Annotated in this window: 12 protein-coding genes; 2 read left to right on the top strand and 10 right to left on the bottom strand. The window is 59.4% G+C overall.

Annotated elements, in window-relative coordinates; all coding sequences use genetic code 11:
- Positions 1-1193: 1193 nt before the first annotated feature.
- On the bottom strand, positions 1194-3197 hold the full coding sequence (locus VGC33_RS12000; RefSeq protein ID WP_331120989.1) for a sigma 54-interacting transcriptional regulator: 2004 nt from the start codon (positions 3195-3197) through the stop codon (positions 1194-1196).
- 419 nt (positions 3198-3616) lie between these two features.
- Here VGC33_RS12000 and focA point away from each other — a divergent pair, with 419 nt between their 5' ends.
- Positions 3617-4474 (top strand): formate transporter FocA, encoded by an 858-nt coding sequence (focA, locus tag VGC33_RS11995; protein WP_331120988.1) that lies wholly within the window; start codon positions 3617-3619, stop codon positions 4472-4474.
- A gap of 549 nt (positions 4475-5023) precedes the next feature.
- Here the strand turns inward: focA and VGC33_RS11990 are convergent.
- From VGC33_RS11990 to VGC33_RS11965, 6 genes are all read right to left on the bottom strand, one after another.
- Positions 5024-6211: a UxaA family hydrolase gene (locus VGC33_RS11990; RefSeq protein ID WP_331120987.1), complete on the bottom strand. Its 1188-nt coding sequence runs from the start codon at positions 6209-6211 to the stop codon at positions 5024-5026.
- A complete protein-coding gene (locus VGC33_RS11985; protein ID WP_331120986.1) occupies positions 6211-6525 on the bottom strand; it encodes a UxaA family hydrolase in 315 nt (104 codons plus the stop codon). The genes VGC33_RS11990 and VGC33_RS11985 overlap by 1 nt, the downstream gene beginning before the upstream one ends.
- A 44-nt stretch (positions 6526-6569) precedes the next feature.
- Positions 6570-7334 (bottom strand): SDR family NAD(P)-dependent oxidoreductase, encoded by a 765-nt coding sequence (locus VGC33_RS11980; RefSeq protein WP_331120985.1) that lies wholly within the window; start codon positions 7332-7334, stop codon positions 6570-6572.
- 22 nt (positions 7335-7356) lie between these two features.
- On the bottom strand, positions 7357-8370 hold the full coding sequence (locus tag VGC33_RS11975) for a zinc-binding dehydrogenase (RefSeq protein ID WP_331120984.1): 1014 nt from the start codon (positions 8368-8370) through the stop codon (positions 7357-7359).
- Between the two features lie 15 nt (positions 8371-8385).
- Positions 8386-9693, bottom strand: coding sequence for an MFS transporter (locus tag VGC33_RS11970; RefSeq protein WP_331120983.1), 1308 nt, complete (start codon positions 9691-9693; stop codon positions 8386-8388).
- Between the two features lie 86 nt (positions 9694-9779).
- Complete coding sequence (locus VGC33_RS11965; RefSeq protein WP_331120982.1) at positions 9780-10466, bottom strand: RraA family protein; 687 nt, start codon at positions 10464-10466, stop codon at positions 9780-9782.
- A gap of 340 nt (positions 10467-10806) precedes the next feature.
- On the opposite strand from VGC33_RS11965, the gene VGC33_RS11960 reads away from it, so the two are divergent.
- Complete coding sequence (locus VGC33_RS11960) at positions 10807-11547, top strand: FadR/GntR family transcriptional regulator (RefSeq protein ID WP_331120981.1); 741 nt, start codon at positions 10807-10809, stop codon at positions 11545-11547.
- A 37-nt stretch (positions 11548-11584) separates the two neighbouring features.
- Here the strand turns inward: VGC33_RS11960 and larE are convergent, their stop codons facing one another.
- The 3 genes from larE to larB are packed head-to-tail and all read right to left on the bottom strand — an operon-like array spanning position 11585 to position 14370.
- Positions 11585-12403, bottom strand: a complete 819-nt coding sequence (larE, locus tag VGC33_RS11955; protein ID WP_331120980.1) for an ATP-dependent sacrificial sulfur transferase LarE — start codon at positions 12401-12403, stop codon at positions 11585-11587.
- 10 nt (positions 12404-12413) lie between these two features.
- Positions 12414-13694: a nickel pincer cofactor biosynthesis protein LarC gene (larC, locus tag VGC33_RS11950; RefSeq protein ID WP_331120979.1), complete on the bottom strand. Its 1281-nt coding sequence runs from the start codon at positions 13692-13694 to the stop codon at positions 12414-12416.
- On the bottom strand, positions 13675-14370 hold the full coding sequence (larB, locus tag VGC33_RS11945) for a nickel pincer cofactor biosynthesis protein LarB (RefSeq protein WP_331120978.1): 696 nt from the start codon (positions 14368-14370) through the stop codon (positions 13675-13677). The genes larC and larB overlap by 20 nt, the downstream gene beginning before the upstream one ends.
- Positions 14371-14608: the final 238 nt, after the last annotated feature.

Here is a 14608-nt window from a genome sequence, read left to right as displayed (position 1 = left end):
GAATAGCGTTGATCAAGCACCAGACTCGCGGCCTCGCGCTTAAAATCAGGAGAGAAAGAACGATTAGCAACCATAGAAACACCTCCTAAAGTTATCTCAATATAACCTCAATCGGTGTCCAAAATCATTAAGCCACAACAGTTAGCGCTCCCGGCGCTACCGGGCCTTTCGCCGCTCCCGGCGGCTCATGCCGGGGCCACAGACGTCGTCAGCGCGCTCTATGCCGGGACCTATGTCGCGGTCAGTCAGGTTGTTGTGGGGACAATAGCGTCGCTGCTGTTTATCAGAGTGAGCACGCAATTTAGATGCTGCTCATCATTATGGCACAGCGGAATATCAGGTTTTACCTGGGAAACATCAACATTCACTACTCAAGGCTCAAGGCTCAAGACTTAGCATTACCACTCAGCATATAGCCATGAGCCATGAGCCATTAATCATGAGCCATTAGCCGTTAGCCATGTGCCATTAGCCATTAGCCATAATCATGAGCCATGAGCCGTTAGTCATAAGTCATTAATCATGACTCATGAGCCGTTAGCCAATGATTCACGCCGATCTTTTGCCCGGTAAGTGCATACGCTAAAAATCCAACAAAAACGCACCCTCCTCCAGACGTTGGTGTTGACCTTGTTGCCGGCATAGAGTGCGCCGGCAGCGCGCATCGCGGCTGGATGAGCCGCCGGGAGCGGCGAAAGCCCGGCTTGCGTCTGGAACGCATGCCGGGCGGTCCAACAGCCGGGATGAAGCGCTGCCGGGGACCGCGCAGCGGCGCACGACCTGCCGGACGCGGGGAAGTCCAGAAGGGGCGCGCGGGCGCCCCTTCTGGTCGCTTGCCGGCACCCGGCAATACCTATACCCCCCAACGCATGGCAAGCGAAACCCTCTCCGACCTACCATAAAAGCAAAACCAACAACACACCCCTCCCCGGCCTACCATAAAATCGAAATCAACAACAAACCCTTCCCGACCTACCATAAAAGCAAAGCCACCAACCAACCCCTCCCCGACCTATCATAAAAGCAAAACCACCCTCGCCCAGGCATAACCCTGCCCCGCCAGCAAAACGCCCGCCGACCCAACCCGCGCCAGCCGGTATCACCCCGATAGCCGGTAATGGCGTCATCAAAAACAGCCGGACGCAAACCGGCTTTTCACCCGCCGGGCATGGCGGGTCCGGCAACGAGGCGGGCTACCACTCCTGAGGTGAAATCCCGAGGCGCTGCATGCGCGACAGCAGCGTGGTGCGCTTGACCCCGAGCTTGAACGCCGCGCCGCGCGGTCCCGCCACGATACCATTGGCTTCGCGCAGCGCCTGGATGATCCGCGTCCGTTCCACCTCGTCGTTTTCCGGCGGCGCGGCGTCGAGCCTTTTCCGAGACACCGTGACGGGCGCGGCCGCCTCGGGCATCGGCGCGGCGTGCTGCAACTCATCAAGGCGCAGGTTCAGCGTGTTGCCGCGGGTGAGTATCACCGCCCGCTCGATGACATTTTCCAGCTCTCGCACATTGCCCGGCCAGGGTAACTGGCTGAGCTGGCGCAGGGTGTCGGCGGGAATGCTGTCGATGGCGCGATTCATGCGCCGGGAGATTTTTTGGGTAAAGAATTTGGCCAGCAGCGGTATATCCTCCGGCCGTTCGCGCAGCGGCGGGATGATGATAGGAAAGACGTTCAGCCGGTAGTACAGATCGCTGCGGTATTCACGGTCCGCCACCATATGCTTCAGGTCGCGATTGGTGGCGGCGATCAGCCGCACGTTCACCGGGATAACCCTGCTGCCGCCAAGCCGCTCGATTTCCCGTTCCTGCAAGACCCGCAGCAGCTTGGGCTGCAGCTCCAGAGGCATGTCTCCCACTTCATCAAGAAACAGCGTACCGCCCTCCGCCAGTTCAAAACGCCCCTGGCGAGTGGTGGTGGCGCCGGTAAAGGCGCCCTTTTCGTGGCCGAACAAATCGCTTTCCAACAGGCCGGAAGGGACGGCGGCGCAGTTCATTTTCACCATGCGTTTGCCGCTGCGCGCGCTGTGGTCGTGGATGGCGCGGGCTATCAGCTCCTTGCCGGTGCCGGTTTCACCCAGGATCAGCACCGTGCTGTCGCTGTCCGCCACCATCTCCACCTGCTCAAGCAGCGCGCTCATCGCCGCGCTTTGCCAGATAATTTCGCCAAAGCTGCCGCTATTGTGTATCTGCTCGTTCAGCCAGATGTTTTCATGTTCCAGGTTATCTTTTAACCGGGAAATCTCATCATAAGAACGGGCGTTGTCCACCGCGATGGCGATACGGGCGCTGACCTGGCCGAGCAGGCGCAGATTGTCCTCGCTGAAGGTTTCGCTGCTGCACAGCGCCAGTTTCAGGATGCCGAGCGGTTTGCGCCCGAACACCAGCGGCAGCAGGCACAAGGTATGCAGCCCGTCGTCCAGCATTGCCGCCAAATGGGGATCTTCATCGCCAATCCGCGGCGCGTCGCGCAGATTCACCAGCAGCGGACGGCACTCCGCCAGCACCCGCGCCGCCAGGCGGCTGGCCGCCATCGGCACGCGTTTTTGCTCGCGGCGCATCGGTTTACCCGCCATATAGCGGGTCAGGTAGACGTTAAGCCAGGCGTTTTCGCCGCTGCCTTCGCACAGCGCCAGGCTGATATAGTCGATGCCGAAAAAACGGTGTATCTCCTTCGACACTTCCGCGGCCAGCGAATCCATATCCAGGCAGGCGAGCACCGAATTGGTCACATCCACCAGGATGCGGTGATGGTCGCGCTCATGGCGAAGCCTGTCGTTTTCCTGGCGCAGGGTTTCATGGACGGCGAGGTTCTCCAGCGCCAGCGCCAGCAGTTGCGCCAGACGGCGCAAAAAAGCCCGTTCCTCCCGGCTGTAATGAAAGCCGTCGGCGCGGGTAAATATCACCTCGCCGAATTGTCTGCGGGGAGAGGACACCGGCAATGCACAGCTACTGTGGTGTTCCGGCAAGGGCTCGCCAGGACAGGACGCAGGCGCGGCGCGCGCGCCGTTCTTATCGCAACTCAGCTGCCGTTTGGGCAGCGAAAGCTGCAAATCAATGTACTGGCAAGGGATTGGCAGCGGCAGCAACGCGGCCAGCAGGGACTCGGCGTCGCGCTGGAAAAAAAGCTGCTGCGAGAGCCGGATGATTGCATCCTGCCATAACCCGCTATGTTCAGTATCATTCGACGTTTTCAGCATCAGGCTTGCTTCGCGCTATTCACATTAATTCCTAGGATGCATTTTAGAGGAGAGCGGCGGGAAAAAGTATTCACGCGGTTCATTAATTTGATCTGATGCGGTATTTGATTTTATTCTTTTCTCAGCGGCGCCGGATAACGTTAAAATCCAGCGCTTTCGTTATATACATAATTATATTACGCTTTATATTACACGCCGGCCGCCGATTATTTCCGTCGCAATGTGAATAGTTCTCTTTTACATTTTTCCTTGTCACTCAATACCCTGGATTAACCCTCCCTCTTTGTTGACCATCTTATCATTAATCAACTCTGGTATGGGAAATGCATCAACCCTGCCGACCCTCTTTTTTATCCCTATAAGCATGCGCACTGACGGTAAATAACAAGCAATTATTGCAAAAATAACCGGGAGTCATTATGAATAGTGAAAATTATTTCGATTTGCGCCTTCCCGCGGAAATGGCCAAAATGGCCGAGCAGGCCGGCGTCTATAAGACCATGAAAAAACCGGAGATGACCTTTTTCCTGGCCATGACCGCCGGTATGTTTATCTCCATTGCCTTCGCTTTTTATATTACCGTCACCGCCGGCCCGGGGCCGGCGGGCGGCCTGACCAAACTGGTGGGCGGCATATGCTTTTCGCTGGGGCTTATCCTGGTGGTGGTGTGCGGCGCCGACCTGTTTACCTCGACGGTGCTGACGGTGGTGGCCAAGGCCAGCGGCAAAATCACCTGGCGGCAATTAAGCCTGAACTGGCTTAACGTCTATCTTGGCAACCTGGCGGGGGCGCTGTTTTTCGTGGCGCTGATCTGGTTCGCCGGCCAGTATATGGCGGGCGGCGGCGGCTGGGGGCTAAACGTGCTGCAAACCGCCGATCATAAGATGCATCATACCTTTATCGAGGCGGTCTGCCTGGGGATCCTGGCCAACCTGATGGTGTGCCTGGCGGTGTGGCTGAGCTACTCGGGCCATTCGCTCAGCGATAAAATCTTCGCCATGCTGCTGCCCATCGGCATGTTTGTCGCCAGCGGTTTTGAGCATAGCATCGCCAATATGTTCCTGATCCCCCTGGCCGTCCTTATCCGCGACTTCGCCCCGCCGGCATTCTGGCTGGCCGCCCACGCCAGCCCGGATCAGTTCGCTTCGCTGACGATGGGTAACTTTATCGTGGATAACCTGATACCGGTGACCATCGGCAATATTATCGGCGGCGGCCTGCTGGTGGGATTGACCTATTGGTTCATTTACCTGCGACCGGGCGAAGCGCGTCATTAAGCGCCGGGCGCCGCTTTACCGCCGCATCGCCAGGGTTACGGCCCGCGACACTCGGGGGATGCCGCGGGTGTCGAAACGTCACTGCCGATGGCATTTTTGACGGACACCCAAGCGACGGTTTCAGCCCGTGGCCGGCTGGTCGGCACCGTAGGCGGCCCCCTTGGAACCGCCGTACTTGCAGGGTAACCAGCCGGTGAAAACCCTATATTATTTAACGCGCGTAACCCTAGGGCGCGGCCGTGTATAAAATCATCAAATAAATAACCTGGAATAATAAATCATTAATTAAATATTATGCTCAGCGCTGTTTTCAGAAAACAGCGGTAACCATTAAAACAGCCGGAATCTTCAACAAATGATATAACGGCTAGATTATGCACAACCGGCGTGAACGCCATCATGCCTATCCGTGGAGGGGAGATATACTAGAGATGACGGGAGATAGCGTGAAGCGATCGGGCTCACGACCCCTCGCATGCGCAATGATCATTTTTAGTGGAGGGGTAACCTATGCCCATTGAACGGATATGGGCATAGGCGTCGGCTCGCTCAGGCAATGCGGCAGCCGCTTTTTTCATAATCAAAGGCTTTGTAGGTCAGGACAAATTCGCTGTGCCCCAGCTTTTCGGCGCAGCTCAGCTCCTGGCCGGCCACCGCGCGGATGCACTGCAAAATATCCTCCGCCACATCGGCAAGGGTAGCGCCGTCGCTGATGATGCGTCCGGCGTTGACGTCCATATCCTCGCTGAGATTGCGGTAGGTCTGTGGGTTATTGCAGATTTTCACAATCGGCGAAATCACCGATCCCACCACCGATCCCCGGCCTGTCGTGAATAACACCACATGGCACCCGGTGGCGATAAGTTCGATGATTTCCGAGGTATCGTTGATATTGGGATAACCGAAGCGCGGTTCGCCGTCCGGCACCACGTCCATTAAATACAGCCCGGAACGGGTGGGAATTTCCGTCGGCAGGATCACCCCGGCGATCGGACTGTCGCCGGACTTGGTATAGGCCCCCAGGGATTTTTCCTCCTGGGTGGTCAATCCGCCCACGGCGTTGCCGTTGGAAAAGCTGCCCAGCCCCATGATGGAGTAATAGCGTTTGGCTTTTTGCATCGCCAGGTCGATCTGTTCACGCGCCAGGGGAGTCTCCGCCCTGGCCATCATATGATCCTCGCAGCCGATAAGCTCGCCGCTTTCCTCAAACATGCAGATGGCGCCCTGGGACAACAACTGGTCAAAGGCGCGGCCCACCGCCGGGTTGCCGGTAATGCCGCTGGTGCCGTCGGAGCCGCCGCAGATAGTGCCGATAATCAAATCGCTAAAGGTAATTTCCCGTTGCGCCACCACAGCAATCTCCTCAAGCATCGCCGCCACCAGCGCCTTGCCGCGCGCGATGCTCTGCGTGGTGCCGCCGTTTTCCTGGATCACCAGTTTATGGCAGGGGCGACCGCTGGCCAGCACATCCTGCGCCAGGCGGTCGCGATCGAAGTTTTCGCACCCCAGCGAAACGATCAGCACCGCGCCGACGTTGACATGGGTCGCCAGGTTGCGCACCAGCCGATAACCATAGTCGGTGGGATAACAGCCGGAAAAACCAAAATACTGCACGTCCGGACGCTGGAATGACTCGGCGATATGCTTCGCCACATGGCTGGCGCACTCCACCATAAAAATCACCTGTACCGAATTACGGATGCCGACTTTACCGTCCGGCCTGATATAGCCTTGCATTATGCGTGCTCCCCGGTGGCGGAATAACCGGCATCATCATGGTGATAGCCTTCGATATAGTTACTCTTCAGATTGTGGGTATGGATATGCCCTCCCTGGGCAATCGGCTGCGTGGCCGAGCCGATTATCGCGCCGTACTTGATGACCTGCGCGCCGGTGTCCATGGCGCCGATGGCGAGTTTGTGCCCAAGCGTGACGTTGTGCAGGGCGATAAATTCCCCCTGCTCATAACTGACCCGATCGCCCGGCAGAATATCGGTCAACGCCACCACGCAGTTATCGCGCGGGTTCAACAACAATGCCCGTTTTGTCATGGCAAGATTCCTGTAACGGGCCTGCAAGGCCCGGATTAGCAATATCAAAAACCGATTAACGCGCCGCCGTCCACCACCAGCACATGGCCGTTGACAAACGCGGCCGCCTCGGAAACCAGGTAGGTTGCCGCCCAGCCGATATCCGCCGGCTTGCCGAATTTTTTCATCGGCGTGCGGCCGAGAATTTTATTTTTCCGCTCGTCATCCCCTTCGATGGCCTTGCGCAGCATGGGCGTGTCAATCCAGCCCGGCGCAATGCCGTTGACGCGGATTCCCGCCCCGGACAGTTCGGTGGCCAGGCCATGGATCAGTCCCAGGTAGGCGGACTTGGCCGCCGCGTAGCCGCTGACGTTGGGCTGGCCGAGAAACGAGGTCATGGAGGCGATAAACAGCACGCTGGCATTGCCGAGCCGCTTCATCTGCGGCGCCAGCGCCTTGGTGAGCGCAAAGGCGCCGACCACGTGCACATCCAGCACCGCGGTAAAATCACCCACCGTCATTTCTTCAATGGGTTTTTTACAGTGGTTGCCGGCGTTGTTGACCAGGATATCGATGTGGCCATACCGCGTTAACAGGTCGTCCACCCAGGATTGGGTCTTTTCCGTGTCGCCGATATCAAACGCCGACCACGCGGCGTTTGGGCCAAGCTCGCCCACCGCCCGCGCCCCGGCCTCGCCATTGCGCCCGGCGATGATCACCCGCGCCCCGGCGGCGACCATACACTGCGCCATGGCGTAGCCCAGGCCGCTGGCGCCGCCGGTGATAAGCGCGGTTTTTCCCGCCAGTGAAAATGCATTTTGAATCGTCATAACAGGTGCTCCCGCCCGGATGTCAAACGTCAATCATGATTTTGGTGTAGGCGCCGGGGTCGGCGGCCCAGTCGGCAAAGGCCCGATCCGCCTGCCCGAGCGGATAATGGCCGGAGATAATCAACTCAACCGGATAGCGCCGCAGCGCCATCAGCGCCAGCACCGCGCGGAAATCGGCCACGGTGGCGTTGCGCGAACCCCTGATATCCAACTCCTTGAGCAGAAAGCGCGCGCTGTCGTAGCTGACCGGCTTCTTGGCGTACCCGACATACACCACGCGTCCGGTAAACGCCACCAGCTCAATCGCCTGTTCAATGGTGGCGCTTAATCCCACCGCTTCAATCACTACCGCCGGCCCCCGTCCCTGGTCCAGTTCGCCGAGCGCGGCGGCGATATCGGTCTCGCGGTTGTCATAAAACCGCTCGGCGCCGCACGCGCCCGCCACTTCCCGCTTGCGCCGGTCGATATCGATGGCCACCACCCGGCCGCCCATCGCGGCGGCGGCGGCGATGGCGCCCAGGCCGATGACGCCGCAGCCGATCACCGCCACCCATTCACCGACATTGATTTGCGCCCGCCTGGCGGCATGCAGCCCCACCGACAGCGGCTCCACCAGGGCCAGTTCGTCATAGCCCAGCTCATTGGCGACCAGCACCTTATGCGCCGGCAGCGCCACCATCGGCGTCATGGCGCCCTGGCGCTGGACGCCCAGCGTCTGGTTATCCTTGCAGGCGTTCGGCCGGCCGTTCAGGCAGGCGCTGCACACGCCGCATTCGGTACAGGGCAACGCCACCACCCGGTCGCCGGGCGCGACGGCGCGCACGCCGCTCCCCACCGCGGCGACCACGCCGCCAATCTCGTGGCCGGGAATGCAGGGATAGACCGCCAAAGGGTTAAACCCCCGCCAGGTATTTAAATCGGAGCCGCACAATCCCACGCGCCGCACATTAATCAACACTTCGTCCGCCCGGCATTCGGGCGGCGTCAATTCGGTAAAGCGGGTGCGGCTTTCGGTATCAATCACTAAAGCTTTCATCAACAACCCCCGGTATTATTTGGATAGGGTTTTTATCAGGTCGCGGCCGGCCACGCCGGCATCGCCCGCGGGTTTGATCGGTCGGACGAACACCACCACGCCCGCGGCGCCGATAACGCCCACCAGCCCGGCCAGAATAAAGGCGGCGATAAAGCTGCCGGTATATTGGACAATCACTCCGGTCAGGATGGGCGCAATCATGCCCGAGGTATTGGCCAACAGGTGGACAAATCCCCCCACGCCGCCGACTTTATCCGCCGCGATATGCTCGGAAATCAGCGACCAGGGCGCCGCCGCCGCGAGATACATAAAAAAGATCCCCAGCGCCATCATGATCACCGCGCCGCTCACCGACGAGACGCTGCCGGCGAGGCTGATGCATATCGAGGAAAGGACCAGCCCGCCCGCCAGCATCAATTTACGCGAGAACAATAAATTCTTGGTTTTGCGAAACACCCAGTCGGAGGCGGCGCCGCCAATGGCGATACCGATGCTGCCGAGCAGCCACGGGATAGCCGAGGCAATGCTGATTTCCTTGATATCCAGTCCCTTGGCCATCGATAAATAGCTGGGAAACCAGGTCAGGAAGAAATAAAGAATGTAGTTGATGGCAAAAAACGCCAGTCCGGTAAACAGCACAATCGGCTGGCCAAGGTAGAACCGCAGCGGCAGTTTCTGCCGGCCGGCGTGCGCGGCGGGCGCCGCTTTTTGGCCCTCGTCATATTCCGCGATCTCCGCCGCCGATACGTGGGGGTTGTCATGCGGCCTATCGGTAAAGGAACGCAGCCAGAAAAAGGTCCAGATAAACCCCAGCGACATCAGGATGATAAAGGAGATGCGCCAGTTCCACATCACCGCGATAAAACCGACGATCGGCCCGGCGATGGCGCCGCCCAGCGGATTGCCGGCGTTGGCGATGCCGACCGCGCGGGAACGGCGGCTTAACGGTACCCAATGGGTGATGGCTTTATTGATGGTGGTGCTGATCGGCCCTTCGCTCATGCCAAACAGCAGCCGGACCATAAACAGCATGGTGTAGCCGAACGCCAGGCCGGTCAGCCCGCAAAACAGCGACCATGACACCATGGCGATGGCGAACACTTTTTTCGGGCCGTAGATATCCGATAAATGGCCGCCGACAAAATTAAACAGGGCATAACCGAAAAAAAAGCTGCTGAGCATAACGCCCACTTCGGTGGGGGACAGGTGCAGGTGATCTTTGATATAGGGCATGGCGACGGAGAACGCCGCGCGGTCGAGATAGTTAACGATGCCCGCGATGAACAATAAAAAGATGATTTTTGAATAATGTCTTTTAAACATTGCCTGGTCTCCGCGCCGCCGGAAATACGTTGTCTCCGGCATACTGTTAAATTTCCCGGCAGGTCGGGCCTGCCCGGGCAATCGCCTTACATCACGCCGAATTTCTCAAACGCCTCGACGGTGCTCATGCCATCGCTTATCGCCCGGCGCACATCGCTTTCGGTGGCGACTTTTTCCAGCGCCCGGCCGATCACCTCCTGTTCGATGTCCTGCGGGATAATCAGCAGGCCGTCGCGATCGCCGTAGACAATATCCCCCGGATTTACCCGCACGCCATGGAATTCGATCGGCGCGCGGTAATCGATCACCTTGCCGCGCGGTCCCTGATCCTGCGCGTAGGTGCCATGGGAAAAGGTGGGAAACCCCAGCGACAGGATTTCGCCCGAGTCGCGCACGAAACCATCCAGCACCGCGCCGGCGGCGCGCAAGTGCATGGCGCGGGTCGACATTAAACCGCCCCATAAAGCGTAGCGCAGCGAACTGCCGGTGGTGATGTACACCTCGTCTTCCTGCAGGGAATCCAGCGCCTCGAACATGATGCCGAACGGCTGTTCCCCCACCGAGGTGCGCCCGGAGCTTGAGCGCATTTCATAGACGTCCGCCTCCAGCACCGGCATGGCCCGCCCCGCCACCACCATATCCGGGCGCAGCGGTTTGATCGCCGGCGAGACAAACTGATGCAGATAACCCAGGGTATCCATGATGTCCCCCACCACGGCGGTAAAAAGTGTGCCGCGCATCAGCCCAAACAGCTCTTTATCGTTTTTCCACATATTTATCATCCTATTAGGTTGTCGGCAGGGAGGGCCCCTGGCAAAAAAAAGGCAACTTAACGCTTCAGAGGAGAGTATAATTACCCGCTAAACCTGTCAAACAGGTTTACAGGATCATTAACATATTTGATAATAGGATCACACTTTTAGATAACATGCGCCGGCAAAGCCGCCATAAGGCAAACGCTGCGTCTGGTCTTTAATTGTTATTTGCTGGACAATACGCCCTGTTAACGCCGGTAATGACGAGACGCTGGCTATCTCCGCGGGTTGCCGGCATGTCTTCACCGGACTGAATGGCTGGATGTAGTCCGTTCACGCCAGAGGGAATGGAAACGCTATGACGATAAAAATGCCTCTTGAACATCAAACGCTGTCCGCCCAGGTGCAAAAATATATCCTGGAGCTGATTCCGCGGGAAAACCTGACCCCGGGCATGGCGGTGCCGAGCGAGATGCAGATCATCCAGGATCTGGGCGTCAGCCGCGGGGTGGTGCGCGAGTCCTACCGCTCGCTGTCGGCGCTGGGCGTGCTGGAAATCAAAAGCGGCAAGGTGCCGCGCATCAAGCATTTCGACGCCAGCGTATTGCAGTTGATCCTGGGGTTCGCCTCGGCCACCGAGCAGGTGACCTCATCACAGATCCTCTCGGTGCGGCGCTGGCTGGAAATCGGCTGCGCCGAGCTGGCGGCGCAAAACGGCACCGAGGCGGATTTCGCCCTGCTGCAACAGGAAATGAAGCTGATTCGCGACACCTTCCACAATACCGAGGACTTTGTCGAGCACGATATTCATTTCCATTTGATCCTGTCCCAGGCCTCGAAAAATCCGCTGTTTATCATTTTGCTGCAGGCGCTGCACGCGCAGTTGAAACAGTCGGTCTACGACGGTCTGGAGGCGCAGAAGGAGCATCGGCAATATGAGCAGCGCATCGTGGCGCTGCACCAGAAGATTTGCGACTTCGTGTGCGCCCGCGACGCCGAAAACGCCAAACGGGCCATGGCCGAGCATTTTGACACCGCGGTCAATTCGCTGATTGAACAAGCGGGCGATCGGGCCGGTAAAACCATTTCGGCGCTGTAGGGCGGGACAAACCGGGCGCCATGCCGCCCGCCAAGCCTCAGGGACTCTGTATTTCCCTGACCAGAATGCGGTTCAGGCTGCCGCTTTGGTAACCGCCGAGATCCATCGCCACCCATTCATATCCCAGCGTGCGCAGGCGCTGTAAAATCTGCTCATGGCATTCCAGCAGGCGCGACATCGCCGCCGGCTCCACCTCGATGCGCGCCATCTCGCCGTGGGTGCGCACCCTGACCTGGCGGATGCCCAGTGAGCGGATGAACCGCTCCGATTCATCGATGCGGCGCAGTTTCGCCAGGGTGATTTCCTCGCCGTACACCACCCGGGACGACAGGCAGGCAAACGAGGGTTTGTCCCAGTTGGGCAGTCCCAGGCCTTGCGCCAGCGTGCGGATTTCCTCTTTGTACAGATCCACTTCCTGCAGCGGCGCCCTGACCCGGTATTCCCGCGCCGCGCGGGTGCCGGGCCGGTGCTCGCCCATATCATCGGCGATAAGGCCGAAAGCCAGGTTATGGTAGCGGCGCGCCGTCATCAGCGGCAAAATATTATCAAACAGATTCTTTTTGCAGAAATAACAGCGATCCGGCGTGTTTTCGGCATAACCGGCGATGCCCAGCTCCGAGGTGGCGATCACCTCATGCTGCGCGTCGAGCCAGGCGGCAAGCTGCCGCGCCTCGCGCAGCTCCTCGCGCGGGTAGGTCTCGCTGTCGGCGGTCACCGCCAGCACCTTATCCCGTCCCAGGGTATCGATGGCCGCTTTCAGCAGGAAAGTGCTGTCCACCCCGCCGGAAAAAGCGATGACCACATCGCCCAGTGCCAGCAGACTGCGTTGCAGCGCCGCGTATTTTTGTTCCAGCATCCGTTTCTCCTTATTTCATCTTGCGCCAGGCCGAGGCCCATAGCGACTGTACCGATTGACGCGCCGCTCCCCACACCAGGTCATAGGGGACATTGCCGTTTTTGGCCGCCCGGCGCACATGCTCATATTCGGGTGAAATCTGATAGATTCGCTCGCCCCGATAGCCGATTTTCACCGCGATATCGCCGTACGGCGTCGGCACCGTTTCGCTGCGCCGCCGCAGGGCCAGGCGCGAGTGCAGCGACCGGCGCACGCCGAAGGTCGGGGTTTCCACCAGCAGGATTTCCTCGAGCATCGCCGTATCCTCCGGGCGGCACAGCACGGTAATCAGGGTGCCGGGGCGATTTTTTTTCATATAGACCGGGGTGTAGTAGACATCCAGCGCCCGCTGGTCGAACAGCTCCTGCATGACATACCCCAGGTTTTCGCCGCTGATATCATCCACCTCGCATTGCAGCGTCGCGACGGTTTCCCGTTCCGGCTCAAGCCCGCGGGCGGCGCAAACAAAAACGCGCAGGATATTGGGATGACTGAACCGTCGTTTACCGGCGCCGTAGCCGATGGCGCCGATGGTCACCGCCGGCAAGGCGCGGAATTCGCTCACCAGCGCGCTCAGGAACGCGGCGCCGGTGGGCGTGGTCAGTTCGCCCTCGACCGGGAAATCCGCCAGCGGAATACCGGTCAGCAGTTCGGCCGTGGCGGGCGCCGGGATAGGATAACAGCCGTGGGCCATGCGCTGCTTGCCCTGGCCGGTCGCCACCGGCGAGGCGATAATGGTCTCGATATCCAGGTTTTCCAGCGCCAGGCACACGCCGAGGATATCAATAATGGAATCCATCGCCCCCACTTCATGAAACCGCACCTCCTGCGGCGCCACGCCGTGGATTTTGCCCTCGGCCCGCGCCAGAGCGCTAAATACCGCGCCGGCGCGCCGCCGGACGCGTTCAGGCAGTTCGCTGGCGGCAATCATGGCCAGTATCGCCGCCGCCTTGCGCTCCGGGCCGTGATGATGATGATGAAGCGCCGAAGGACCGGCCGGCGCGGCGCGCGACGCCATCGGCGCGTTAGCGCCCGCCCGGCTGTTATGGTCGTCAAGCGGGAAAAAAAGCCGCAGCATTTTGGCCTGGATACCCTGCTGGTCAACCGGCGTTACGCCCAATACAAAGGCATCGATCGGCAGAGATCGCAGCGAGCGGGTGATATAATCGCAATCCGCCCCGGCGTCGATCAGGGCCGCCAGCGTCATATCGCCTGAAATCCCGTACTGGCAGTCAAGATAGAGAAGCGGCATGGCGGCATCCCTCGTGAGCCAGTTTCATGATGAGCGACGCCTGGTAAGCGGCGCCGAAACCATTATCGATATTCACCACGCTGACCCCGGCGGCGCAGGAGGTCAGCATGGTCAGCAACGGCGTAAGCCCCTGGAAATGCGCGCCGTAGCCGACCGAGGTGGGCACGGCGATGACCGGGCTGCCGGTGAGGCCCCCCACCACGCTTGGCAGCGCGCCTTCCATGCCCGCCACCACAATCAACACCCCGGCCCGCGCCACCTCGTCGCGATAGGCCAGCAGCCGGTCAATGCCCGCCACCCCGACATCGTAACGACGCCCCACCCGGCACCCCATCCATTCGGCGGTCTGGGCCGCCTCCTCCGCCACCGGCACATCGGCGGTGCCGGCGCACAACACCAATACCTCGCCGTTAAAACGACGCGCCGCGCCGCCCTGGCTGAAAATGCGCGAAACGGCGTCATAACGCGCCTCGGGGAACAGGACGGATAGCGACTGCGCCCCCGCCGCGTCAAGTCGTGTCGCCATGGCCTTGCCGTGATGGTCAAGCAGCCGGCGGAAGATGGCGGCAATCTGGGCGGTGGTTTTGCCCTGGCAAAAAATCACCTCCGGAAAGCCGGTCCTGGTTTCCCGATCGGTATCGACCTTACAAAAGCCTAAATCGTCAAATGTTTTCATCAGCCGCTCGCTTGTTAGGGTAAATACGGTCCCGGCATCGCCGTCAATGCCGTAATCCACGGGCTGGTCATGCCGCCCGATCGGCGGTGCAATACTATAAATAATAATTTAATCATATACTTATATGATGTTTTTATTCGATCGCATGACCATGCCGAAGCCTCGTTGACTTTTTTGTGATTAGTTTCGCATTTCAGTAAAACAGCCCGCTGAAACCTCACAACCTGTTTGACAGGAT

The sequence above is a fragment of the Acerihabitans sp. genome (assembly GCF_036398755.1).
Classification (GTDB): domain Bacteria; phylum Pseudomonadota; class Gammaproteobacteria; order Enterobacterales; family Enterobacteriaceae; genus Acerihabitans.
This window is presented reverse-complemented; position numbering and strand designations above follow the sequence as displayed.